Source organism: Azospirillum sp. UENF 112521 (assembly GCF_058780665.1).
In genome coordinates, this window is the sequence record NZ_JBSNCI010000002.1 from 295,000 (window position 1) to 317,015 (window position 22,016).

Sequence of the window (22,016 nt, forward strand, 5' to 3'; positions counted from 1 at the left end):
ACGCAAGGGAAACGGGGTGGGGCAAGGATGGTTTCATGAAGGGTGGGGGAGCCCGCAGGCCCCCCGCCGAACAGCCCTCAGGCCATGCGGCCGTGGCAGTGCTTGAACTTCTTGCCGGAGCCGCAGGGGCAGGCGGCGTTGCGCGGGGTATTCTCCATCACGTCCGCCGGCAGCGGCTGGTCCTCCGGCGTGCCGATCAGCGAGGAAGCGGGCGAGGAGGCGCGGACCATGCCGTCCGGCAGGGCTTCGCCATCACCGGTGCCCATGGCGCCGGCCCCCATGGCGGCCATCGCCAGCGCCGGGTCCATGCGGCCCTCGTGCATCTCCTGCATCTGGCGGGCGAACAGCTCCTCCTGCGACGGCGCCATGCGGATTTCGACATGCATCAGGATGGTGGTGACCTGCTCGCGCAGCGCCATCAGCATGCTGTCGAACAGCTCGAAGGCCTCGCGCTTGTACTCGTTCAACGGATCCTTCTGGGCATAGGCGCGCAGGTTGATGCCCTGGCGCAGATGGTCGAGCTGGAGCAGGTGGTCCTTCCATTCCTGGTCCAGGATCTGGAGCAGTATGCTCTTCTCGACATGCCGCATCGTCTCGGCGCCGTAGGCCTCCTCCTTGTCCGCATATTTGCGGTCGGCGGCCTCGCGCACGCGCTCCTCGATCTCCGGCTCGGCGATGCCCTCTTCCTTGGCCCACTCCTGGACCGGCAGGTCCATGCCCAGCACGCGGTTGACCGCCTCGTGCAGGCCGTCGATGTCCCACTGCTCGGAATAGCTGTTCGCCGGGATCGCCGTCGACACCATGTTGGCGATGATCTGGTGGCGCATCTCGCGGATTTCCTCCGCGATGTCCTCGCTCTCCATTACCTCGTGGCGCTGCTCGTAGACGACCTTGCGCTGGTCGTTCATGACGTTGTCGAACTTCAGCAGGTTCTTGCGGACCTCGAAATGGTGCGCCTCGACCTTCTGCTGCGCCTTTTCCAGGGCCTTGTTGATCCAGGGATGGATGATCGCCTCGCCCTCCTTCAGGCCGAGACGCTGGAGCATGCTGTCCATCCGCTCCGACCCGAAGATGCGCATCAGGTCGTCTTCCAGCGACAGGAAGAACTTCGAGGTGCCGGGGTCGCCCTGACGGCCGGAACGGCCGCGCAGCTGGTTGTCGATGCGGCGGCTCTCGTGACGCTCGGTGCCGATGACGTAAAGGCCGCCGGCCTGCTTGACCTTCTCGCGCGCTTCCGCGATCTCGGCCTCGATCTGAGCGATGCGGGCGTCGCGCTCGGGGCCTTCCGGAACGTCGGCCAGCTCGACCTCGATCCGCATCTGGAGATTGCCGCCGAGCTGGATGTCGGTGCCGCGGCCGGCCATGTTGGTGGCGACCGTCACCGCGCCGGCGCGGCCGGCTTGCGCCACGATGTAGGCTTCCTGCTCGTGGTGGCGGGCGTTCAGGACGTTGTGCGGGATGCCGCGCTTGTTCAGCAGCTCCGACAGCAGTTCCGACTTCTCGATCGAGGTGGTGCCGACCAGGACCGGCTGGCCGCGCTTGCGCGCGTCCTCGATCAGGTCGGTCATCGCGTGGTACTTCTCGGTCGCGGTGCGATAGACCTCGTCGTCATGGTCGATGCGCTTGACCGGGACGTTGGTCGGCATGTCGACCACTTCCAGCCCGTAGATCTCGCCGAACTCCGCCGCCTCGGTCAGCGCGGTGCCGGTCATGCCGGCCAGCTTCGGGTAGATGCGGAAGTAGTTCTGGAAGGTGATGGAGGCCAGCGTCTGGTTCTCGCGCTGGATCGTCACCTTCTCCTTGGCTTCCAGCGCCTGGTGCAGGCCTTCGGAGAAGCGGCGGCCGTCCATCATGCGGCCGGTGAACTCGTCGATGATGACGACCTTGTCATCCTTGACGATGTAGTCCTTGTCGCGCTGGAACAGCATGTGGGCGCGCAGCGCCTGCTGCGAATGGTGGACCAGCGCCACGTTCTGGATGTCGTAGAGCCCGCCGGTCTTCAGCAGACCGGCCTCGGCCAGCAACTGCTCCATATGCTCCTGGCCGGCTTCGGTGAAGCTGACGGTGCGGTGCTTCTCGTCCTTCTCGTAGTCCTCGGCCACCAGCATCGGGATCAGCCGGTCGACCTGGACATACATCTCGGACGAATCGGTCGAGGGGCCGGAGATGATCAGCGGCGTGCGCGCCTCGTCGATCAGGATCGAGTTGACCTCATCGACGATGGCGAAGTTGAAGGGCCGCTGGACCAGTTCCTCCAGCCGGAACTTCATGTTGTCGCGCAGATAGTCGAAGCCGAACTCGTTGTTCGTGCCGTAGGTGATGTCGGCGGCGTAGGCGGCGCGCCGCTCGTCGTCGTCCAGCCCATGGACGATGCAGCCGGTCGACAGGCCGAGGAAGCCGTAGACCCGCGCCATCCAGCCGCTGTCGCGCGAGGCGAGGTAGTCGTTCACGGTGACGACGTGGACGCCCTTGCCTTCCAGCGCGTTCAGGTAGACGGCCAGCGTGGCGACCAGCGTCTTGCCTTCGCCGGTGCGCATCTCGGCGATCTTGCCGCTGTGCAGCACCATGCCGCCCATCAGCTGCACGTCGAAATGGCGTTGGCCCAGCACGCGCTTGGCGGCTTCGCGCACGGTGGCGAAGGCATCCGGCAGGATGTCGTCCAGCGTCTCGCCCTTGGCCAGCCGGTCGCGCAGCCAGTCGGTGCGACCCTTCAGCTGGTCGTCCGACAGCACGGCGACCGACGGCTCCAGCGCGTTGATCTGAGCGACGGTCTTGTGCAGCGCCTTGACCGCGCGCGTGTTGGCGGTGCCGAAAATCTTGCGGGCGAGAGCGCCGAACATGAAAACCTCGGGAGTAAAGCGGAATGTGGGCCAGCCTATCGACGGGTCTCACATAGGACTATGGCAAGGCGCTGTCAACGAGACCGGGCCGGCGGGGGCTCCGTTGCGGCATTTGCGCAGACGGCAAGGCGGGGCGGCGGGGCCGCCCGGCATGACCGCCCGGCATGACCGTTTGATGAATTCGCGTCCAGAAAGCGCCGCGGCGGTTGGCCGGCGGCGGCGGGGGCTGGTATCCCCTGCGGCGGAACACAGCTAATGGGCGGTGGCCGCGCCGCGGGACAATGGGGACCCTTGCCCCGCGCGGCTTAGCCATGCTTAATCCCCTGCGGAATCGGGCGCGGAGCGGCGGATGGCTCCGATGCCGCAGACCATGCGAAACGGGCGCCGGCCCATCGGCCGCCCATTTGTGAAGCATCCGCCGGAAGGAAACAGACACGCCATGGTTCAACGAGTGTTCCGCACCGCGCTCCTGTCGGTTGCCGCCTGTGGCATCGCGCTGGCCGCCCACGCCCAGACGCCGGCTCCCGCCACCCCGGCGCCGGCCGCTCCGGCCCCGGCCGCCGCTGCTCCGGCTCCGGCTCCGGCCGATCCGGTGGTCGCCCGCGTCAACGGCGAGGAGCTGCACAAGTCGGACGTCACCCGCATGGTCTCGCAGCTGCCGCCGCAGGTGCAGCAGATGCCGATCGAGATGATCTATCCGGCGGTGATCGACCAGCTGGTCAGCGGCAAGCTGGTCTCCTCGGCCGGCTACAAGGCGGGTCTGGCCAATTCGGCCGAGGTGAAGGACGAGATCAAGCGCGCCGAGGAGCGCGCGGTGCAGCGCGCCTACATCCAGAAGGAAATCAAGGCCCGCGTGACGCCCGAGGCGCTGAACAAGGCCTATCAGGACTACCTGAAGGAGAACCCGGCGCAGGAGGAGGTCAAGGCCGCCCACATCCTGGTCGAGAAGGAAGACGAGGCCAAGGCCATCATCGCCCAGCTGAAGAAGGGCGGCGATTTCGCCAAGCTGGCCAAGGAGAAGTCCAAGGACGCCGCCGCGGCGGCCCAGGGCGGCGACCTCGGCTACTTCACCAAGGACGCGATGGTCGAGCCCTTCGCCAACGCCGCCTTCGCCATGAAGCCGGGCGAGATCAGCAAGGAGCCGGTCAAGACCCAGTTCGGCTATCACATCATCAAGGTCGAGGACAAGCGGACCCAGCCGCAGCCGACGCTCGACGAGGTGAAGCCGCAGCTGGAGCAGACCCTGTCGAAGGACATGGTCACCGCGCTCGTCGAGGAACTGCGCGGCAAGGCGAAGATCGAGACCTTCCAGCTCGACGGCTCGCCGATGCCGAAGGAAGAGCCGGCCGCCGCTCCGGCCACCCCGGCCCCGGCGCCTGCCGCTCCGGCGGAACCGGCGAAGAAGTAAGCATCGGCATTCAGACCCCCGTCGTCCTTTTCCCGACATAGACGGAGAAAAGGGCGGCGGGGGCCTGACGCCTTGCCGTTTTCATCGTTCCACCACGCCACCACCACTCCCCACCACGGGAATTTCCGTCATGGCCACGACCCTCTCCCCCTTGGCTCCCGCCAGCTTCCCGACGTTGCCGCCCATCGCGGGCGTGCGCATCGCCACGGCGAACAGCGGCATCCGATACAAGGGCCGCGACGATCTGCTGCTGGCCGTGCTGGATCCCGGCACCAGCGTGGCGGGCGTGCTGACCCGGTCGTTGACCTGCTCGGCCCCGGTGATCTGGTGCCGCGACAGCCTGCCCAAGGGGTCGGCGCGCGCCGTGGTGGTGAATGCCGGCAACGCCAACGCCTTCACCGGCAAGGCGGGCGACGCCACCGTGCAGGCGACGGTCAACGCCGCCGCCGAGCTGGCCGGCTGCGCCCCGGACGAGGTCTATATCGCGTCGACCGGCGTGATCGGCATCCCGCTGGCCGCCGACGCCATCGGCAAGTGCCTGGCCCCGATGGCCCCGAGCCTTGCCGCCGATTCGGCCGCCTGGGAGAAGGCCGCCCGCGCCATCATGACCACCGACACCTTCCCGAAAGGGTCGGTGCGCACCGCGACCATCGGCGGGACGACGGTGACCATCGCCGGCTTCGCCAAGGGCTCCGGCATGATCGCGCCGGACATGGCGACGATGCTGGGCTTCGTCTTCACCGACGCCGCCATCGCCGCCACCGCGTTGCAGGACATGCTGTCGGAGTTCACCGAGCGCACCTTCAACGCCGTCACCGTCGATGGCGACACCTCGACCAGCGACACGCTGCTGCTGTTCGCGACGGGCAAGGCCGGCAACGCCCCGGTGGCGAGCGCCGATGCCGCCGAGCTGGCGGAATTCCGCGCCGCGCTGGAGGATCTGCTGCTCGATCTGGCCCTGCAGGTGGTGCGTGACGGCGAAGGCGCGACCAAGTTCATCGCCATCACCGTGCGCGGCGCCGACAGCGACGCCGCCGCCAAGCGGATCGGCATGACGGTGGCGAACTCGCCGCTGGTCAAGACCGCCATCGCCGGCGAGGATGCCAACTGGGGCCGCATCGTCGCCGCCATCGGCCGCGCCGGCGAGCGCGCCGACCGCGACCTGATCAGGATCACCGTCGGCGGCACCCTGATCTGCGCCGAGGGGATGGAAGTCCCGGGTTACGACGAGACGCCGGTCACCGCCCACATGAAGGGCAAGGAGGTCGACATCGACATCGACCTCGGCCTCGGCAAGGGCACGGCGAAGGTGTGGACCTGCGACCTGACCCACGGCTACATCGACATCAACGGCAGCTATCGCAGCTGACGCTCTGACGGAGCCGATGGTTTGACAGGCGGCGGAGCGGAGCCCTGGCCCGGCAGCGTGGCGACGCCGCGGCTGCTGCTCCGCGCCTTCCGGCATGAGGATGTGCCGGATTTCGTGCCGCTGATCGGCGACTGGGAGGTTGCGCGCTGGCTCGCACGGGTCCCGCATCCCTACTCGGTTGCCGACGGGCATGACTGGGTGGAGCTGGCGGCGCGGGCCCATGCCGATCTCACCGCTCTCGCCTTTCTGGCGGTGCGGGTCTCCGACGGCGTGCCTGTCGGCAGCGTCGGGTTGCAGCCGGACCTTGACCGGCCTGATGGTGCCGAGATCGGCTACTGGGTCGGCACGCCGCACCATCGCGCCGGCTATGGGCTGGAGATGGTGACCGTGATGCTGGGGATCGGTTTCGGTCCGCTCGGCCTGTCGCGGATCTGGGCCGCCACCGATCCCGACAACCTGCCGTCCCAGGCCTTGCTCCGCAAAGCCGGTTTGCGGCGGCGGGGCGAACGCCGGCAAGACTTTCCCGCCCGCGGGCGAAGCATGTCGGCGCCCTGTTTCGAAATCACCGCCGCCGAGTGGCCGGCCCGCCGAGAAGGTTCCGCATGACCGCCTGTTTCGATCCCAGCTCCACCCCCGCACCCGGTTCGCTGCCGGTTCTGCTGGTCGTCGCGGTGGCGCTCGTCGATGCCGACGGGCGCGTGCTGCTGGCCCAGCGTCCGCCCGGCAAGTCGCTGGCCGGCCTGTGGGAATTCCCCGGCGGCAAGGTCGATGCCGGGGAGACGCCGGAAGCGGCGCTGGTGCGCGAGCTTAAGGAGGAACTGGGCATCGACACGGCGGCCAGCTGCCTCGCCCCCTTCACCTTCGCGTCGCACAGCTACGAGCGCTTCCATCTGCTGATGCCGCTCTATGTCTGCCGGGTGTGGGAGGGCGACGTGATGCCGCGGGAAGGGCAGACGCTCGCCTGGGTCTATCCGAACCGGATGGGCGATTACCCGATGCCGCCGGCCGATGTGCCGCTGGTGGCGATGCTGCGGGATCTGCTGTAACGACGATACCGCGCGTTGAAAAACGGGTGGCGCGGCTGTATATTTTTCGGAGGTGGCCGGCGCGTGTTGCTGCACCCGCCGGCACGCTTCCAGTGCTTAGCGCCGGATCAGGCGGATTTCGGTCCGCCATCTCCGCCACTGGAGCACCAGGAAGAACGGCATCTTCTTCATGCCACCTTCCTCCTTCTGAAACGGCGGATGGACCACCCATCCGCCGTTTTCAGTTTACACGCGGGCGATGAGCAGGCGCCAAACTTTCACACCAATGTGTGGTGGTGCCGGTGAAGGTCCGACCTTTGTTCCCGGCCGCGTCCCTTTGCGGCTTTGCCCTGGGGGCGATCTGTGCGACATGATGGGGCGTTGAGACGACAAGCCGGATCTCCGGCACCACTTTCCTGAACCGCATCGGCGTGGATTCGTTGTTTTCCTACGGCAATCTGGGTGCGTCGGACGATGCGCCCGGTCAACCGCCGGCCACGGCGCTCGACGCGCTGCGGACGGTGTTCGGTTACGACTCCTTCCGTGGCCAGCAGGCCGACATCATCGACCATGTGGTGCGCGGCGGCGACGCGCTGGTGCTGATGCCGACCGGCGGCGGCAAGTCGCTGTGCTATCAGATCCCGGCGCTGGTGCGCGACGGGGTGACGGTCGTGGTGTCGCCGCTGATCGCCCTGATGCGCGACCAAGTGACGGCGCTGCGGGAACTCGGCGTGCGCGCGGCCTTCCTCAACTCCTCCCTCGGTCCGGCCGAGGCGCGGGAGGTGGAGCGGGCGATGGTGCAGGGCGAGATCGACCTCGTCTATGTGGCACCCGAACGGCTGGTGACGCCGCGCTTCCTCGACCTGCTCGACCGCACCCGGCTGGCGTTGTTCGCGCTGGACGAGGCGCATTGCGTGTCGCAGTGGGGGCATGACTTCCGGCCCGAATATCTGCAGCTGTCGATCCTGCACGAACGCCACCCGACGGTGCCGCGCATCGCGCTGACCGCCACCGCCGACGTGCAGACCCGCGCCGAGATCAAGGACAAGCTGGGGCTGACCGACGCCCGCGTCTTCCTGTCCAGCTTCGACCGGCCCAACATCACCTACCGCGTGGTGCCGAAGAAGAGCGAGCGCCAGCAGATGCTGGCCTTCCTGCGCGACAACCATCCGGAAGACGCCGGCATCGTCTATTGCATGTCGCGCAACAAGGTGGAGGAGGTCGCGGCCTGGCTGAACCAACAGGGCCGCGAGGCTCTGCCCTACCATGCCGGGCTGCCCGCCGAGACGCGCGAGGCCAACCAGGACCGCTTCATCAAGAGCGAGGGTCTGGTGATGGTGGCCACCGTCGCCTTCGGCATGGGCATCGACAAGCCGAACGTCCGCTTCGTCTGCCACCTCGACCCGCCAAAGAGCCTGGAAGCCTATTATCAGGAAACCGGCCGCGCCGGCCGCGACGGGCTGCCCGCCAACGCCTGGATGGCCTACGGCATGGCCGACGTGGTGATGCTGCGCCAGATGCTGGAGCAGTCCGAGGCGGGCGACAGCCACCGCCGGGTCGAGCGCGGCAAGCTGGAGGCCCTGCTCGGCTTCTGCGAGACGTCGGACTGCCGCCGTCAGGTGCTGCTGAACTATTTCAACGAGACGCTGCCGGAGCCCTGCGGCAACTGCGACACTTGCCTGGACCCGGTCGAGACCTGGGACGGCACCATCGCCGCGCAGAAGGCGCTGTCGGCGGTCTACCGCACCGGGCAGCGCTATGGCGCCGGCCATTTGATCGACGTGCTGGTCGGCAACGCCACCGAGAAGGTGGTGCAGCAGAACCATGACCAGTTGAAGACCTTCGCCGTCGGCAAGGACATGACCAAGGTCGAATGGCAGTCGGTCTACCGCCAGCTTGTCGCCACCGGGCTGCTGACCGTCGATCTGGAGGGCTATGGCGGCTTCCGCCTGACCGATGCCGGGGTGGCTGTCATCAAGGGGCAGCGGGTGGTGAAGCTGCGCAAGGACCCGGTGCTGGAACGCCGCCGCGGCGTCCACGACGCTCTGCGCCGCCACACCGCGCGGGGCGGGTCGGTCGGCGGCGGCTCGAGCGGGGAGGGGGTGTCGCGCTCCGGCGCCCGCGGAGCGCTGTCGGCGGCCGACGACGCGCTATGGCATGCGCTGAAGGACTGCCGCACCGCGCTGGCGAAGGCCCAGAGCGTGCCGCCCTATGTGATCTTCCACGACAGCACGCTGTTGGAGATGGTGGCCCAGCGCCCCCGCGACCACGCCACCTTCGCCCATCTGCCGGGGGTCGGCGGCCGCAAGCTGGAACGCTACGCCGACGCCTTCCTGGAGGTGATCCGGCAGCACGGGTAAGGCTTTCGGGCGCATGGCAGGTTTGAGGACGGGCGGCCGATTTTTCCGAAATTCACCGCTTGCATCCCACGAAGCACCTCGCTATGTTCCGCGCCACAACGACGCCGCAGTAGCTCAGGGGTAGAGCAACTGATTCGTAATCAGTAGGTCCGGGGTTCAAATCCCTGTTGCGGCACCAGTTTCTTCAAGGGCTCGGCAAGCAATTGCCGGGCCCTTGTTCGTTTCCGGGGTGTTGCGCGGCTTTCCGTTATGGCGCTGGTCAGTCGAGTGCTTGGCGGTTGCCATAAACAACTCGGGCGCCGCATCCCCCGACACGGCGCCCGCCCCTCGACCCGTCAATGACCGTCAGCTTTACTCCACCGGGTAAGGCGGCCTCGTGTAACCGGCCGGCGATAGGGTGAAGATCTCCGCACCGTCCGCCGTCACGCCGATGGAATGCTCGAACTGGGCGGACAGCGACTTGTCCTTGGTCACGGCCGTCCAGCCGTCGCCCAGGATCTTCACGTCGGGGCGGCCGGTGTTGATCATCGGCTCGATGGTGAAGATCATGCCTTCCCGCAGGACCAGCCCTTCGCCCGGCTTGCCGTAATGCAGGACCGACGGCGGCTCGTGGAAGACGCGGCCGACGCCGTGGCCGCAGAAGTCGCGCACCACCGAGAAGCGGTGGGACTCCGCGAAGGTCTGGATGGCGTGGCCGATGTCGCCCAGCGTGGCGCCCGGCTTCACCGCGGCGATGCCGATCATCAGCGCGTCATAGGTGACGTCGACCAGCTTGCGCGCCTTCACGCCGACGTCGCCGCACAGATACATGCGGCTGCTGTCGCCGTACCAGCCGTCGACGATCGGCGTGACGTCGATGTTCAGGATATCGCCGTCGACCAGACGCTTGTCGCCGGGAATGCCGTGGCAGACGACGTGGTTGACCGAGATGCAGTTGGCCCGCGGAAAGCCGCGATAGCCCAGCGGGGCGGGGATGCCGCCATGGTCGCGGATGAACTGCTCCAGCAGGCGGTCCAGCTCGCCGGTGGTGACGCCCGGCTGCACATAGGGGACGATATAGTCCAGTGCCAGCGCGGCCAGACGGCCGGCCTTGCGCATGCCTTCGAATCCCTCCGGACCATGAAGGCGGACGCGGTTGGATTCGACGTGATCCTGTTCCAAGACGAAAGCCCCTATGCCAGGTAACCAAAAGCCGGATGCCGAAGGCCTGCTGCCGCGACCCTAAAGCCGGATCGGCAGCGGCCGGTCCAATTCAATCGATTCGGGCGTGATCGCGCAAGACCAGCATAGCGCCTCCACACCCGAATCCAGTGCACGGCGCAGCCCGTCATGATAGGCCGGGTCGAGATCGGCCGCCGTGCGGAAATGGGAACAATCGCCGCGCTGGACAAGGTAGAGCATGACCGCGCGGCAGCCCTGCGCCACCATCGCCGCCATCTCCTCCAGATGCTTGGCGCCACGGGCGGTCACGCAGTCCGGGAATTCGGCGGCGTCTCCATGCGGGCCGCCGGGGCGGCGCAGATGGACGTTCTTGACCTCTACATAGGCGGGAGGCCTCATAGAAAGGTGATCGGCGCCGGGCCTGGCCGGGTCGTCCTCCAGCAGCACGTCGATGCGGCTGTTGCGGCCGTATTTCACCTCGCGCCGCAGCCGGTCGTAGCCGGCCAGCTCCGGGATGGTGCCGGCCGATATCGCGGCGGCGACCAGGGCGTTGGGGTGGCCGGTGTTGACGCCGACCAGCCCCTCGCCCCAGGGGGCGGCGGCCTCCACCAGCTCCAGCGTGTAAGCCAGCTTGCGTTTGGGATTGTCGGAACGCGACAGCCAGACGGCGGAGCCGGGACTGTCCAGCCCGATCATGCTGCCGGAATTGGGGACATGCACCGTCACCTCCACCCCGTCCAGTAGGACGTCGGCGAGAAACCGCTTGTAGCGGCGGATCAGGCGGCCTTGAAGAAGGGGGGTGGGAAAGCGCATCTTGGCGGCGACGCTACCCTTGGCCTTCCCGCCCGACAAGAGCGTTCCGATGGAGACCCCCGCCAGATGACGTCCGAAGCTGCTGCAAACGAGACCGGAGCCAACCCGACCGCCGCCGTGCTGGTGATCGGCAACGAGATCCTGTCGGGCCGCACCAAGGACGCCAACCTCGGCCACATCGCCGAGAAACTGACGGAGATCGGCGTGCGGCTGCGCGAGGCCCGCGTGGTGCCGGACGTCGAGGAGGAGGTCGTCGCCGCGGTCAACGCCCTGCGCGCCCGCTACACCTATGTCTTCACCACCGGCGGCATCGGCCCGACCCACGACGACATCACCGCCGCCTGCGTCGCCAAGGCGTTCGGCGTGGCGCTGGAGCGCAATCCGGAAGCGGTCGCCCGGCTTGAGCGCCATTACGCCGCCGGCCAGCTGAACGAGGCAAGGCTGCGCATGGCCAACGTCCCGGCCGGCGGCATCCTGATCGACAACCCGATCAGCCAGGCGCCGGGCTTCCAGATCGGCAACGTCTTCGTCATGGCCGGCGTGCCCAACATCATGCGGGCGATGCTGGACGGCATCCTGCCGCGTCTGGCCGGCGGCCCGGCGCTGCATGCCCGCACGGTGGCCTGCGAACTGGGCGAGGGCGTGATCGCCGCCGAGCTGTCGGCCCTGCAGGACCGCCATCCGGCATTGGAGATCGGCAGCTATCCTTACTTCCGCCACGGCTTCTTCGGCGTCAGCCTGGTGCTGCGCGGCACCGACGAGGCGGAGGTGACGGGTGCCGCCGACGAGCTGGCGGAGATCATCCGCGGCCTTGGCGGCACGCCGACCGTCACGGTCGGTACGAAAGGATAGTGGCGGGTATGACGGCCGCTCTGACGGGGGATATGTCGGCGGATCGATTGCCGCGGACCGATTCGGTCCTACATTAAATTCCTCTCATCTCCGTCTTTCCCGCCGCGGGAGCCCCGCCATGAAGAGCTTCGAGAAAACAGCGCTGCTGTTTCTTCTCCGCCACCTGTTCGCCGGCATCGTCGGCGCCGTGGTGCTGGCAAGCGGGCTGTTGTGGTTCGACGTCGCCAAGCTGGCGACCCTGATCGGCAGCAGCGAATACGGCATCACCGCCACGGTGATGCTCTATGCCGGCCTGATGCTGACCTTCGGCAGCGTGTCGATGGGAATCGGCATCATGACGATGAACGAGGACACCCGCCCCTAACGCCGCGGCACAACGCCGGGGTGGGGCGGCGGTCAGTTGCCGAACGGTCCGAAGCGGTCGTAAACCCAGACGAGGGCGACGATCAGCGCCAGCCACAGCGCCGCGTTGCGAAGAACAGCCCCTCGGTTGCGGCGAAGGGCCGCCGGCACCACCAGCACCGCGACCATCAGCAGCGCCACCAGCGACATCCATTGCGTCTCGCTCACGCCGTCTCCCTCCTGCTCCCGAGCCGGTGCGGGCCGGCCCCCAGTTGCGCGTCCTTCGATATGGGAATGCCTGCGGTTTTGCGAAGGCCCCTTGACCCGCGCCCCCGCGATTGTCTAAGTCATGACCACGGAACGGTGCGTTGCATATTGCGGTATGCAATCTCCGCGGGCAGCGCGGGGCCGGTCCGTGGACATGAGCTTTGCCGTCATCGGTCCGGTGCATCAGCATCGGCTTGCAATGGCAGGGCCCGGGGCGCGGGCGTGGCGAAACCGGTAGACGCAAGGGACTTAAAATCCCTCACCCTTAGGTATGTGGGTTCGAGTTCCACCGCCCGCACCATATTGAAAATACTGTGAAATCTTCAGTCCTGCCGCCGGTTGGCGGCGGTATGGCAACGGCTCCGGGTCGGCGGCCGGAAACCTCACCGCACCTCGACCGTGCCGCAGCTGCGCCGATGGGCCAGCAGACAGTCCTCGGTCCTGGACTGATGCATCAGGGCACCCATCAGCCAGTATCCCAGGCCAAGGACGATCATGACGGCGATGGCCGCGCCGACATTGGCGGCGAGGCGGGTGCGGTCGTCATCGGGCGGCATGTCGGGCGTCACGTCCTGCCCGGCTTCCGTTTCGTCCGGCCGTTGGCGGCTTCCCCCTCCTTGCGTTGAAGGAACAGCCGTCCGGCTTGCATCGCCGCGGCGCGGCTGATGTATCTGCCGCACTCGAACCGCTGGCCGTCGAACGTCACGGTGAGGGTGAAGCTCTGCGGTCCGGTTTCGTCGACGACGATCGGGGAAGAGGCCGCGGGAGGAAAGGGGGCGGGCTTCATTCGACGGTCCCTGCATATCTGTCTGTGACCGACAGACACATACGTCCGCCGTGAGGCGCAGGCCAGCGGCTTTGAGAGGGGCGTCAGCGCTCCACCGGGCCGCCGGCCTTGGCCCAGGCGGAAAAGCCGCCGCTGAGACGGTTGATGGTGCCGGTATGGCCGGCGGCCATCATGCGCTCGGCGGCGGGACCGCAGCGCATGCCTCCCTGGCAGTGGAAGACCAGATGCTTGTCGGGCTCGGCCGGGACGCGCGACGGGTCGAAGCGCGACAGCGGGTTCAGGATGGCGCCGGGGATATGGCCGGCGGCGTGCTCATGCGGTTCGCGGACATCGACGATCACCGCCTCGCCTTTCGCCTGCCAGTGAATGGCGGTCTGCGGATCGACCTGCAGGATCCGGTCGGTGCCGCCCTGCTTTTCGGGCTGCGCGGTCGGGAACAGGCGTCGCATCAGGGAGCAGAGGAACATCGGAGTCGATCCTTGAAAGGGGATTGCGGGCCGGGCCGTGGCATCGGACCGCAAGCAGCCGTCGGACTGCCCTTGACCAATAAATTAGTATATTCTAATGTTAAGTCAATGGGGCGATGTCGCCCGCAGCTCGCTTTCCGCCAAGGCGGTTCCGGCTGGGCGGCGACCCGGACGTCCGGTGCGCCTTTTTTCGATGGCAGGAGAAGACCCATGCACAAGAACTGGCCGCAGATGACCGGCGAGCTGTCCGGAGCCATCCGCGAGCTGCGCGGCGGCGCCCCGGAGGTCATGAAAGCCTTTTCCGGGATGGCCCAGGCGGCGCTCAAGGCGGATGCGCTGGACACCAGGACCAAGGAACTGATCGCGCTCGCCATCGCGGTGGCGATCCGCTGCGACGGCTGCGTCGCCTTTCATGCCGAAGCGGCGATGAAGCAGGGGGCGACCCGCGACGAGGTGATGGAGACGATGGGGATGGCGGTCTATATGGGCGCCGGGCCGTCGGTGATGTATGCCGCCCAGGCGGTCGAAGCATTCGACCAATTCGCCGAAAAGGCGGCCGGCTGACCGGAACCGCGATCCCACAACAGAGGGATCGGGTGGTGCGGGCGGTCGGACTCGAACCGACACTCCTTGCGGAACCGGATTTTGAGTCCGGCGCGTCTACCAATTTCACCACGCCCGCAGCGACGCCTCTTCTAGCGCAACAGTCCGCAAACGGAAAGGGCAAAAGAACAGGCATCCGGGCATCCCGGTTCGCTGCCCGGGTCCGGGGCGAAACAGCGCCCGGCGACGCAGCCGCGGTGCCGCTTATTCCCTGCCGATGCCGCCGCCCTGTCATGCCGTCGCAGGCGTGCCGCGGGCCTTGCGGACGGCTGGCCGAACGGCCTCGCACGCGCTACCTTGTCCGCCATGACGACCAAGCCCTTTCTCTCCCGTGCCTTCGAGGATCCCCGCATCGCCGCCCTGCTGCTGGCGCTGGCCAGTGCCGGGGTGCTGCTGTCGGCCCTGTTCTTCCAGTTCGTGCTGAACTACCAACCCTGCGTGCTGTGCATCATGCAGCGCTGGCCCTATGTGGCGGTGATGGTGCTGGGGCTGGTGACCTGGCTGTTCCGCCGCTGGAAGGGGCTGGGCGACGCGCTGCTGGTGGTGAGCGGGCTGGCCCTGCTGGCCGGTGCCGGCATTGCCGCCTATCATGTCGGGGTGGAGCAGCATTGGTGGGCCGGCACCTCGTCCTGCGGCGGCTCGGCCGCGGCCAATTCGCTGGAGGCACTGCGCGCCCAGGTGCTGGCCGCCCCGGTCACCCGCTGTGACGAAGTGGCGTGGTCGCTGTTCGGGATCTCCATGGCGGGCTACAACGTGGCGATCTCGCTGGCGCTGGCGGCCTACGCCTTCGTCGCGGCACGCATCGCCTATACCCGCACCCCGGTGTCGAGGACCGCATTGTGAGTGAAACGACGTCTCCCACCGCCAATTCCCGTCACGGCGCGCGTCACGGTGCATTGCCCGGCGACCTGCCGCGGCGCGACCGGCTGGCCCGCATCGTCCGCGTCGACCATGCCGGCGAATATGGCGCCAAGCGCATCTATGAGGGCCAGATCGCCGTGATGGGCAAGGGCCGCCACGGCAAGACCCTGCGCCACATGGCCGATCAGGAGCTGGTCCATCTCGAATATTTCGAGAAGCAGCTGAACCGGCGCCGGGTGCGGCCGACCCTGCTGCAACCCCTGTGGCACGTCACCGGCTTCCTGCTGGGCGCCGGCACTGCGATCCTCGGCGAACGGGCGGCGATGGCCTGCACCGTCGCGGTCGAAGAGGTGATCGAGGAGCATTACGAGGCGCAACTGCCTCATCTTGGCCCGGACGAGCAGGAGCTGTCCGACAGCATCCGCAAGTTCCAGGCGGAAGAGGTCGAGCACCGCGACATCGGCTTGCAGAACGAGGCGGAGCGCGCGGCGGGCTACCCGCTGCTGTCGGCGGCGATCAAGGCCGGCACCCGGGCGGTGATCTGGGTGGCGGAACGGGTGTGACGGGGCGGGTTTGAGGCGGCGGATGCAGGGGCCGGCAGCGGCCCCCATCCGTTGACGGCACGGCGCCAAGCCTACATCGGGTCCAGTTCCGAGTCCCAGTAAAGAAAATCCCGCCAACTTTCATGGAGGAAGTTTGGCGGGAAGGCGCGTCCGTTCTCTTGCAGCTCGTAGGCACTGGGCTGGAAGGGCGGCGTGAGGGGGATCATGCCGCAGACATGGGGAAGGCGGTCGCCCTTCGCCAGATTGCAGGCCGAGCAGGATGTGATGACGTTTTCCCACGTCGTCCGACCGCCGCGGGACCGCGGAATCACATGGTCGAAGGTCAGGTCGTGGGTGGGGAAGGGGCGGCCGCAATACTGGCAGGTGAAGCGGTCGCGCAGGAAGACGTTGAAGCGGGTGAAGGCCGGACGGCGCGAGGCCGGGATGAATTCCTTCAGCGAGATGACGCTGGGCAACCGGACTTCAAAACTGGGGGATCTGACGACCCGGTCATAGTGCGATACGATGTTGACCCGTTCGAGAAAGACCGCCTTGACCGCTTCCTGCCAGGACCATAGCGACAAGGGGAAGTAACTGAGCGGGCGGAAATCCGCGTTCAGCACCAGAGCCGGACAGTGATCGGGTGGTGGAGCCAATGGCCACTCCCTTGTCTGTAACCGTTGTCTGAGACCGTTTCTGGACCCGGCACGCGACACTGCTGCGGCACCGTGCGCGGGGCATGTCTGCTGCGCCCCGGCGGCCGAATCGTCCTCCGGGACAACCAGATACATAGTGGATCGGGGCTCGGGACTCAATATCTTGACCCGGTGCGGCCGAATTTCTTCACCGTTGTGTAACCTTTTTCGCGCTGTGGGCAAGGTGGGTGCGGCGGGGATGCGGTCAAGTGGCCCCACCCGCGGCGGCTGTGAAGGCGGCTGTGACATCGGCAAAAAACAGTCGCGCCCGCCTTGCGTGCTTACCCCTCGTTAACCATGACGGCGCGATGGTGGACCTCGTTGATCCAAGCCGATCCCGCCGGTCCGAACCGGCCGGAAGCGACCCCGAGGAAAGTCCGCCATGACCGCCGTCATCATCGACCTTGCCCAGAAGCGCCGTGAACGCGAGGAGCGTGAGCGCCAGATTCGCATCGATGCGTTCGACCGCGAGCTGCGCCGCCGTCTGGCGCTCTATCTGGAAGGCGAAGAGATCCCGGTCGAGCCGATCCGCGACAATCCTTACATCTGATCGGGCCCCATATTCGATCAGGCCCCATATCCGATCCGCGCTTACATCTAGGTCACGCCAGCCGTTATAAAGCGGGAATGAGCGATCTCGTCACCCGCTTCGCCCCCAGCCCCACCGGGCATCTGCATCTGGGCCATGCCCATTCCGCGCTGTTCGGCTGGACCACCGCCCGCAGTGCCGCCGGCCGCTTCCTGTTGCGGATCGAGGACATCGACCCCAACCGCTGCCGTCCGGAGTACGAGCGCGACCTGATCGAGGATCTGGCGTGGCTCGGCCTCGACTGGGACGGTCCGATCCGCCGCCAGTCCGACCATTTCGACGATTTCCGCGCCGCTCTGGCCCGGCTCGAGTCGCTGGGCGTGCTCTATCCCTGTTTCTGCACCCGCAAGGACATCGCCGCCGAGATCGCGCGGGCCGGTGCGGCTCCCCATGGACCCGACGGGCCGCTCTATCCCGGCACCTGCCACCATCGCTCCGCCGCGGAGCGCGCCGAGCGGATCGAGCGGGGCGACGCCTGGGCGCTGCGACTCGATGTGGAGGCCGCCTGCCGGCTGACCGGGCCGCTGCGCTGGCACGACCGGGCGCTGGGCTGGCAGAACGCGACGCCGGAACTGCTGGGCGACGTGGTGCTGGCGCGCAAGGACACGCCGACCAGCTATCACCTCAGCGTCACCGTCGACGATCATCTCCAGGGTGTGACCCTTGTCACCCGCGGCGAGGACCTGTTCTTCGCCACCCATCTGCACCGGCTGTTGCAGGCCCTGCTGGGCTACGATCCCCCCGATTACCACCATCACGGCCTGCTGCGGAATGCGGCGGGCGAGCGGTTGGCCAAGCGCGACCGCGCCCAGTCCCTGCGGTCGCTGCGGGACGAGGGCCGCAGCCCGGCCGAGGTGCGGGCGCTGGCGGGATTTGCAGGATAGGGCTCGCTCCGGGCGGCAGGCGTACGTGTCACTGGCGGGCCGGGCCGGGGCTGGAGGCGTACGGGGGACGTACCGCGTGTGTACGTCCGCCCGTCCGTCCTGGATGCCCAGGCGGGCTGCACTCAGTCCAGTTGCAGCACGAGCGCTTTCAGATAGGCCGACTCGGGCAGGTGCGGGTGGACCGGATGGTCGGGGCCGGCGCCGGCGCTGCGCAGGATGCGGCCGGTGCGGCCGGCGTCGTGCAGGCCGCGGGCGACCAGTTCGGCGAAGGTCGGCGGATCGACATTGTGGCTGCACGACCCGCAGAGCAGATAACCGCCCGGTGCCGTGATCTTCGCCGCCAGCCGCGCCATCTTGCGGTAGGCGCGGCTGCCGGCCGCCAGATCCTTCTTCGACTTCACGAAGGCCGGCGGATCGGCGACCACCACCTGGAAGGTTTCGCCGGCCGTGCCCAGCCGCTCCATCTCCTGGAAGGCGTCGGCCTTGCGCGCCTCGAAGCGGTCGGCGACGCCGTTCGCCGCGGCGGCGCGGGTGGCGTTCTCCAGGGCCAGGGCGGAGCGGTCGACCGCGATCACCTGGGTGGCGCCGGCCACCGCGCACTGGATGCCGAAGCCGCCATTGTAGCTGTAGAAGTCGATGGCCCGACCGCCCTTGGCCAGCGAGGCGATGAAGGCGCGGTTGTCGCGCTGGTCGTAGAACCAGCCGGTCTTCTGGCCGTCCAGCGGGTTGGCGAAGAAGGTGGCGCCGTTCTCTTCAAGGCGGATCGAGCCGTCGATCTCGCCCTTGGCCAGCCGGGTCTCCTCCGCCAGCCCTTCCAGCGCGCGCTGGCTGCCGTCGTTGCGCAGGATGACCGCGCGCGGCGCCATCACCTCGTCGATGGCGGCCAGGATCTCGTCGATCCGGCGGTCCATGAAGACGGAGTTGGCCTGCACCGTCACCACATCGTCGAAGCGGTCGACGATCAGCCCGGGCAGCCCGTCGGCCTCGGCATGGACGACGCGGTAGAAGGGACGGCTGAACAGGCGGTCGCGCAACTCCACCGCGCGGCGCAGCCGGTCGGCGATGAAGGCCTGGTCCACCACGGTCGCCGGGTCGTTTGACAGCAGCCGGGCGGCGATCAGCGTATGCGGATTGAAGGTGTAGATGCCCAGCGGCGTCCCGCCGGGGTCCAGAAGCCGCACCGGGCTGCCGGGCGGCACCGCCTTGGCGGTGGTGTCCATCTGGACTTCGTTGGAATAGACCCAGGGATGCCCCTGCATGACGCGCCGCTGGCGGCCGGACTGCAGATGGATCGCGGGGTATTTCTTGACGGGTTTGGTGCCGGTGTCGCTCATGGGCCCGCATCCTAGCGGCAAATCGGCGGCGCGCAATGGCTGCGGTGGCCCGCCCATGCCGCTCCGCGCCGTTCGGCCTCTACCCCGATCCGGTGGTGCCGCCCGGCTCACCGGCATGGACCGCCAGCCAAACGGTCGGCCCGCCGGCGGCGGTGGCGGCAACGCGGTGGCGGGTGCGGGCGGGCAGCAGCACCCAGTCGCCGGGGGACAGCGGGCGGTCTCCCTCTCCGTCCACCTGCAGAGTGGCGGAGCCCGCGACCAGCAGGACGAACTCGTCCCACTCCTGGTCGTACCAGAAGCCGTCCGGGGAGGACTGGCCGGTGGAGACGATCCGCTCGATGCGCACACCGGGCAGCGCCGCCAGCGTCTTGAACAGTTCTTCGGGCTGCGGACTTGCGGGAAGTCCTTCCAGCAGGCTGCCGACCAGCGCGTCGCTCATCCGAGACGTTTCCTTTGCAAGGTCCGGCATTGTGCGCCTCCCGGCCCGACAGGCGCTACTCCGCGTCGCGCCGTCCCTCCGCCAGCGTCGGGGCATTGTCGTTGACCACCGCCAGCTCCTTGCAGAAGCGGATCGTTTCCTGCCGGTGCCCTTCGGTGCGGAAGCAGTCGGGGATCGGGTCGCGGCCGGAGCCTTGAAGGGAATCGGGTCGGGCGAAACGGTCGGGCAGGGTGGTGTGGATGGCGGCGCAGCCCAGCCGCCGGGCCAGCCCCTCCATCGCCTGCAGCAGGGCTTCCGCCACGCCGGCGACGTCGAACAGGTCGAGCACGACGAAGTTGTCGACGCACAGCGTCCGCCCGTGCAGCAGGTGCGGTTCGGCCGTGTAGGAGAACAGGCCGTGCAGGTACCCCTGCGCGTTCTGCACGGTCATGATGCCCCGGCTTGCCGGCTGGCGGCCGTCTCCTGCGCCACCGTCCGCACTGCTCCCCAGGGTTGCGCTGTCCAGAACCGCTGCGGCAAATGCGCGCCATTGGTCGACCCCCAGGCCCGGCGCCAGGGCGCAGACCAGCGGGTAAGCCTGGTCGATCTGGCGCCGACCAAGGGGTTTAGCGATGAAACCGTCGTCCATTTCAGCCCGGCCGATTGCAAGGACACTGAACGATGGCAGCCCCGGGGCGGAAGGGTCGTTGACGTAGATCAATGTTGCTGAACCCCCCCATCCACATAGTGGGCGCCATTGGAGACAGGCGCGCCCGGCGTCCCTTTCGGCATTTCCGAGTGCAACCTGTCCCGCTCCTTAACAGTACGTACCCAGTGGTGGTGCAACCCAGAAGGCGCGGCCCCGCGGCCGCCCGGGGCAAACGGGAGAGATTGTATGACATCAGCGACTTTGACTTCAGGGGCCACCCTGGGCAGCCAGCGGGTGTCGGAAGACGTGCGTTACCATGAGGACGCCATCCGACTCTTCGTGATCGCTGCAGTGTTCTGGGGCGTGGTCGGTTTCCTGGCCGGCACCTTCATCGCTCTGCAGCTGGCTTTCCCGGCGCTGAATCTCGGGCTGGAGTGGACGAGCTTCGGGCGCCTGCGCCCCGTCCACACCTCGGCCGTGATTTTCGCGTTCGGCGGCAATGTGCTGTTCGCCACTTCGCTCTATTCGGTCCAGCGGACGTGCCGCCAGTATCTCTTCGGGGGCGAAGGGCTGGCGAAGTTCATCTTCTGGAACTACAACGTCTTCATCGTGCTCGCGGCGCTGAGCTACGTCCTGGGCTTCACCCAGGGCAAGGAATACGCCGAGCCCGAATGGATCCTCGACCTGTACCTGACGGTCACCTGGGTGCTCTATGCGGTCCAGTTCATCGGCACGGTGATGACGCGGCGCGAGTTGCACATCTATGTGGCGAACTGGTTCTTCATGGCGTTCATCCTCACCGTCGCGATCCTGCACATCGGCAACAACATCAACGTCCCGGTGTCGCTGTTCGGCATGAAGTCCTACACCTTCGTGTCGGGCGTGCAGAGCGCCATGGTGCAGTGGTGGTACGGCCACAACGCGGTCGGCTTCTTCCTGACCGCCGGCTTCCTGGGCATCATGTACTATTTTGTGCCCAAGCGCGCCGAGCGGCCGGTCTATTCCTACCGCCTGTCGATCGTCCATTTCTGGACCCTGATCTTCCTCTACATCTGGGCCGGTCCGCACCACCTGCACTACACCTCCCTGCCGGACTGGGCGCAGACGCTGGGCATGACCTTCTCCGTCATGCTGTGGATGCCGTCCTGGGGCGGCATGATCAACGGCATCATGACCCTGTCGGGCGCGTGGGATAAGCTGCGCACCGATCCGGTCCTGCGCTTCCTGGTCACCTCGGTCGCCTTCTACGGCATGTCGACCTTCGAAGGCCCGCTGATGTCGGTCAAGCCGGTCAACGCCCTGTCGCACTACACCGACTGGACCGTCGGCCACGTGCACTCCGGCGCCCTCGGCTGGGTCGCCTTCGTCTCGTTCGGCGCGATCTACTATCTCGTGCCGGTGCTGTGGAAGCGCTCGCAGCTCTACAGCATGCGCCTGGTCAGCTACCACTTCTGGACCGCCACCATCGGCATCGTGCTCTACATCACCGCCATGTGGGTGTCGGGCATCATGCAGGGCCTGATGTGGCGCGCCTACGACAACCTGGGCTTCCTGCAGTACTCCTTCGTGGAGACCGTCGCGGCGATGCACCCGTTCTACGTGATCCGCGCGATGGGCGGCGTCCTGTTCGTCACCGGCGCTCTCATCATGGTCTACAACCTGTGGCGCACGGCGAAGGGCGATGTCCGCATCGAGAAGCCCTATGTCACCACGCCGCACAAGGCGACGGTCGGCGCGGCCTGACGCTAGG

Annotated in this window: 24 protein-coding genes and 3 tRNA genes; 15 read left to right on the forward strand and 12 right to left on the reverse strand. The window is 67.4% G+C overall.

Going from position 1 to position 22,016, the window contains the following annotated elements:
• Window positions 1-77 precede the first annotated feature (77 nt).
• On the reverse strand, window positions 78-2,840 hold the full coding sequence (gene secA / locus ACWPN8_RS03505; RefSeq protein ID WP_492239921.1) for a preprotein translocase subunit SecA: 2,763 nt from the start codon (window positions 2,838-2,840) through the stop codon (window positions 78-80).
• Window positions 2,841-3,279: 439 nt separating this feature from the next.
• On the opposite strand from secA, the gene ACWPN8_RS03510 reads away from it, so the two are divergent.
• The 6 genes from ACWPN8_RS03510 (at window position 3,280) to ACWPN8_RS03535 (ending at window position 9,180) form a co-directional block, all read left to right on the forward strand.
• A complete protein-coding gene (locus ACWPN8_RS03510; RefSeq protein ID WP_492239922.1) occupies window positions 3,280-4,248 on the forward strand; it encodes a peptidylprolyl isomerase in 969 nt (322 codons plus the stop codon).
• 130 nt (window positions 4,249-4,378) lie between these two features.
• Window positions 4,379-5,617, forward strand: a complete 1,239-nt coding sequence (gene argJ / locus ACWPN8_RS03515; RefSeq protein ID WP_109449663.1) for a bifunctional glutamate N-acetyltransferase/amino-acid acetyltransferase ArgJ — start codon at window positions 4,379-4,381, stop codon at window positions 5,615-5,617.
• Window positions 5,618-5,638: 21 nt separating this feature from the next.
• Entirely contained in the window at window positions 5,639-6,223 is a 585-nt protein-coding gene (locus ACWPN8_RS03520) for a GNAT family N-acetyltransferase (RefSeq protein ID WP_492239923.1), read from the forward strand.
• Window positions 6,220-6,663, forward strand: a complete 444-nt coding sequence (locus ACWPN8_RS03525; RefSeq protein WP_161958144.1) for a (deoxy)nucleoside triphosphate pyrophosphohydrolase — start codon at window positions 6,220-6,222, stop codon at window positions 6,661-6,663. Before ACWPN8_RS03520 ends, ACWPN8_RS03525 begins: the two co-directional genes overlap by 4 nt.
• Before the next feature lie 410 nt (window positions 6,664-7,073).
• A complete protein-coding gene (gene recQ, locus ACWPN8_RS03530) occupies window positions 7,074-9,002 on the forward strand; it encodes a DNA helicase RecQ (protein ID WP_492239924.1) in 1,929 nt (642 codons plus the stop codon).
• A gap of 103 nt (window positions 9,003-9,105) precedes the next feature.
• Window positions 9,106-9,180: transfer RNA gene (locus ACWPN8_RS03535), tRNA-Thr, on the forward strand.
• A gap of 173 nt (window positions 9,181-9,353) precedes the next feature.
• Here the strand turns inward: ACWPN8_RS03535 and map are convergent.
• Together map and sfsA are read right to left on the reverse strand one after the other, a co-directional pair.
• On the reverse strand, window positions 9,354-10,163 hold the full coding sequence (gene map, locus ACWPN8_RS03540) for a type I methionyl aminopeptidase (protein WP_109449657.1): 810 nt from the start codon (window positions 10,161-10,163) through the stop codon (window positions 9,354-9,356).
• Between the two features lie 60 nt (window positions 10,164-10,223).
• On the reverse strand, window positions 10,224-10,976 hold the full coding sequence (sfsA, locus tag ACWPN8_RS03545; protein ID WP_492241367.1) for a DNA/RNA nuclease SfsA: 753 nt from the start codon (window positions 10,974-10,976) through the stop codon (window positions 10,224-10,226).
• A 66-nt stretch (window positions 10,977-11,042) separates the two neighbouring features.
• On the opposite strand from sfsA, the gene ACWPN8_RS03550 reads away from it, so the two are divergent.
• Both ACWPN8_RS03550 and ACWPN8_RS03555 read left to right on the forward strand, forming a co-directional pair.
• Entirely contained in the window at window positions 11,043-11,828 is a 786-nt protein-coding gene (locus ACWPN8_RS03550) for a competence/damage-inducible protein A (protein ID WP_492239925.1), read from the forward strand.
• 118 nt (window positions 11,829-11,946) lie between these two features.
• Window positions 11,947-12,192, forward strand: coding sequence for a hypothetical protein (locus tag ACWPN8_RS03555; protein ID WP_109449652.1), 246 nt, complete (start codon window positions 11,947-11,949; stop codon window positions 12,190-12,192).
• 32 nt (window positions 12,193-12,224) lie between these two features.
• Here the strand turns inward: ACWPN8_RS03555 and ACWPN8_RS03560 are convergent, their stop codons facing one another.
• Window positions 12,225-12,398, reverse strand: a complete 174-nt coding sequence (locus ACWPN8_RS03560) for a hypothetical protein (protein WP_199237670.1) — start codon at window positions 12,396-12,398, stop codon at window positions 12,225-12,227.
• 255 nt (window positions 12,399-12,653) lie between these two features.
• On the opposite strand from ACWPN8_RS03560, the gene ACWPN8_RS03565 reads away from it, so the two are divergent.
• A tRNA-Leu gene (locus tag ACWPN8_RS03565) sits at window positions 12,654-12,738 on the forward strand.
• An 82-nt stretch (window positions 12,739-12,820) separates the two neighbouring features.
• Here the strand turns inward: ACWPN8_RS03565 and ACWPN8_RS03570 are convergent.
• From ACWPN8_RS03570 to ACWPN8_RS03580, 3 genes are all read right to left on the reverse strand, one after another.
• Window positions 12,821-13,006 (reverse strand): hypothetical protein, encoded by a 186-nt coding sequence (locus ACWPN8_RS03570; RefSeq protein ID WP_109449650.1) that lies wholly within the window; start codon window positions 13,004-13,006, stop codon window positions 12,821-12,823.
• Window positions 13,003-13,224 (reverse strand): hypothetical protein, encoded by a 222-nt coding sequence (locus tag ACWPN8_RS03575; RefSeq protein WP_492239926.1) that lies wholly within the window; start codon window positions 13,222-13,224, stop codon window positions 13,003-13,005. Before ACWPN8_RS03575 ends, ACWPN8_RS03570 begins: the two co-directional genes overlap by 4 nt.
• A gap of 83 nt (window positions 13,225-13,307) precedes the next feature.
• Window positions 13,308-13,691 (reverse strand): rhodanese-like domain-containing protein, encoded by a 384-nt coding sequence (locus ACWPN8_RS03580; protein ID WP_492239927.1) that lies wholly within the window; start codon window positions 13,689-13,691, stop codon window positions 13,308-13,310.
• Between the two features lie 210 nt (window positions 13,692-13,901).
• Between ACWPN8_RS03580 and ACWPN8_RS03585 the strand changes: the two genes are divergently transcribed.
• Complete coding sequence (locus tag ACWPN8_RS03585; protein ID WP_492239928.1) at window positions 13,902-14,255, forward strand: carboxymuconolactone decarboxylase family protein; 354 nt, start codon at window positions 13,902-13,904, stop codon at window positions 14,253-14,255.
• 33 nt (window positions 14,256-14,288) lie between these two features.
• Here ACWPN8_RS03585 and ACWPN8_RS03590 read toward each other — a convergent pair.
• Window positions 14,289-14,373: transfer RNA gene (locus ACWPN8_RS03590), tRNA-Leu, on the reverse strand.
• Between the two features lie 227 nt (window positions 14,374-14,600).
• On the opposite strand from ACWPN8_RS03590, the gene ACWPN8_RS03595 reads away from it, so the two are divergent.
• Both ACWPN8_RS03595 and ACWPN8_RS03600 read left to right on the forward strand, forming a co-directional pair.
• Window positions 14,601-15,137 (forward strand): disulfide bond formation protein B, encoded by a 537-nt coding sequence (locus tag ACWPN8_RS03595; protein WP_109449641.1) that lies wholly within the window; start codon window positions 14,601-14,603, stop codon window positions 15,135-15,137.
• Window positions 15,134-15,718: a demethoxyubiquinone hydroxylase family protein gene (locus ACWPN8_RS03600; protein ID WP_109449639.1), complete on the forward strand. Its 585-nt coding sequence runs from the start codon at window positions 15,134-15,136 to the stop codon at window positions 15,716-15,718. Before ACWPN8_RS03595 ends, ACWPN8_RS03600 begins: the two co-directional genes overlap by 4 nt.
• A gap of 71 nt (window positions 15,719-15,789) precedes the next feature.
• Here ACWPN8_RS03600 and ACWPN8_RS03605 read toward each other — a convergent pair whose 3' ends face one another.
• Entirely contained in the window at window positions 15,790-16,353 is a 564-nt protein-coding gene (locus ACWPN8_RS03605) for an HNH endonuclease (protein WP_109449637.1), read from the reverse strand.
• A gap of 421 nt (window positions 16,354-16,774) precedes the next feature.
• On the opposite strand from ACWPN8_RS03605, the gene ACWPN8_RS03610 reads away from it, so the two are divergent.
• Window positions 16,775-16,942, forward strand: coding sequence for a hypothetical protein (locus ACWPN8_RS03610; protein ID WP_014248815.1), 168 nt, complete (start codon window positions 16,775-16,777; stop codon window positions 16,940-16,942).
• A 77-nt stretch (window positions 16,943-17,019) separates the two neighbouring features.
• Window positions 17,020-17,865: a tRNA glutamyl-Q(34) synthetase GluQRS gene (gene gluQRS, locus ACWPN8_RS03615; protein ID WP_492239929.1), complete on the forward strand. Its 846-nt coding sequence runs from the start codon at window positions 17,020-17,022 to the stop codon at window positions 17,863-17,865.
• Between the two features lie 122 nt (window positions 17,866-17,987).
• On the opposite strand, the gene ACWPN8_RS03620 is transcribed toward gluQRS, so the two are convergent.
• The 3 genes from ACWPN8_RS03620 to ACWPN8_RS03630 form a co-directional block, all read right to left on the reverse strand.
• Window positions 17,988-19,199: a class I SAM-dependent rRNA methyltransferase gene (locus tag ACWPN8_RS03620; RefSeq protein ID WP_492239930.1), complete on the reverse strand. Its 1,212-nt coding sequence runs from the start codon at window positions 19,197-19,199 to the stop codon at window positions 17,988-17,990.
• 79 nt (window positions 19,200-19,278) lie between these two features.
• Window positions 19,279-19,638 carry a cupin domain-containing protein gene (locus ACWPN8_RS03625; protein ID WP_492239931.1) on the reverse strand — a complete coding sequence of 120 codons (360 nt, stop codon included), beginning with the start codon at window positions 19,636-19,638 and terminating at the stop codon, window positions 19,279-19,281.
• A gap of 55 nt (window positions 19,639-19,693) precedes the next feature.
• Window positions 19,694-20,068 (reverse strand): hypothetical protein, encoded by a 375-nt coding sequence (locus tag ACWPN8_RS03630; protein ID WP_492239932.1) that lies wholly within the window; start codon window positions 20,066-20,068, stop codon window positions 19,694-19,696.
• Between the two features lie 444 nt (window positions 20,069-20,512).
• Here ACWPN8_RS03630 and ccoN point away from each other — a divergent pair, with 444 nt between their 5' ends.
• The gene (gene ccoN, locus ACWPN8_RS03635; RefSeq protein WP_492239933.1) at window positions 20,513-22,009 is read left to right on the forward strand and encodes a cytochrome-c oxidase, cbb3-type subunit I; all 1,497 of its coding nucleotides are present in this window, start codon (window positions 20,513-20,515) and stop codon (window positions 22,007-22,009) included.
• Window positions 22,010-22,016: the final 7 nt, after the last annotated feature.

Coding starts and splice junctions, on each gene's coding strand:
- secA (WP_492239921.1), bottom strand. CDS start 2,840: ATGTTCGGCGCTCTCGCCCGCAAGATTTTCGGCACCGCCAACACGCGC.
- ACWPN8_RS03510 (WP_492239922.1), top strand. CDS start 3,280: ATGGTTCAACGAGTGTTCCGCACCGCGCTCCTGTCGGTTGCCGCCTGT.
- argJ (WP_109449663.1), top strand. CDS start 4,379: ATGGCCACGACCCTCTCCCCCTTGGCTCCCGCCAGCTTCCCGACGTTG.
- ACWPN8_RS03525 (WP_161958144.1), top strand. CDS start 6,220: ATGACCGCCTGTTTCGATCCCAGCTCCACCCCCGCACCCGGTTCGCTG.
- sfsA (WP_492241367.1), bottom strand. CDS start 10,976: ATGCGCTTTCCCACCCCCCTTCTTCAAGGCCGCCTGATCCGCCGCTAC.
- ACWPN8_RS03550 (WP_492239925.1), top strand. CDS start 11,043: ATGACGTCCGAAGCTGCTGCAAACGAGACCGGAGCCAACCCGACCGCC.
- ACWPN8_RS03555 (WP_109449652.1), top strand. CDS start 11,947: ATGAAGAGCTTCGAGAAAACAGCGCTGCTGTTTCTTCTCCGCCACCTG.
- ACWPN8_RS03575 (WP_492239926.1), bottom strand. CDS start 13,224: ATGAAGCCCGCCCCCTTTCCTCCCGCGGCCTCTTCCCCGATCGTCGTC.
- ACWPN8_RS03580 (WP_492239927.1), bottom strand. CDS start 13,691: ATGTTCCTCTGCTCCCTGATGCGACGCCTGTTCCCGACCGCGCAGCCC.
- ACWPN8_RS03585 (WP_492239928.1), top strand. CDS start 13,902: ATGCACAAGAACTGGCCGCAGATGACCGGCGAGCTGTCCGGAGCCATC.
- ACWPN8_RS03595 (WP_109449641.1), top strand. CDS start 14,601: ATGACGACCAAGCCCTTTCTCTCCCGTGCCTTCGAGGATCCCCGCATC.
- ACWPN8_RS03610 (WP_014248815.1), top strand. CDS start 16,775: ATGACCGCCGTCATCATCGACCTTGCCCAGAAGCGCCGTGAACGCGAG.
- gluQRS (WP_492239929.1), top strand. CDS start 17,020: ATGAGCGATCTCGTCACCCGCTTCGCCCCCAGCCCCACCGGGCATCTG.
- ACWPN8_RS03620 (WP_492239930.1), bottom strand. CDS start 19,199: ATGAGCGACACCGGCACCAAACCCGTCAAGAAATACCCCGCGATCCAT.
- ACWPN8_RS03625 (WP_492239931.1), bottom strand. CDS start 19,638: ATGAGCGACGCGCTGGTCGGCAGCCTGCTGGAAGGACTTCCCGCAAGT.
- ACWPN8_RS03630 (WP_492239932.1), bottom strand. CDS start 20,068: ATGACCGTGCAGAACGCGCAGGGGTACCTGCACGGCCTGTTCTCCTAC.
- ccoN (WP_492239933.1), top strand. CDS start 20,513: ATGACATCAGCGACTTTGACTTCAGGGGCCACCCTGGGCAGCCAGCGG.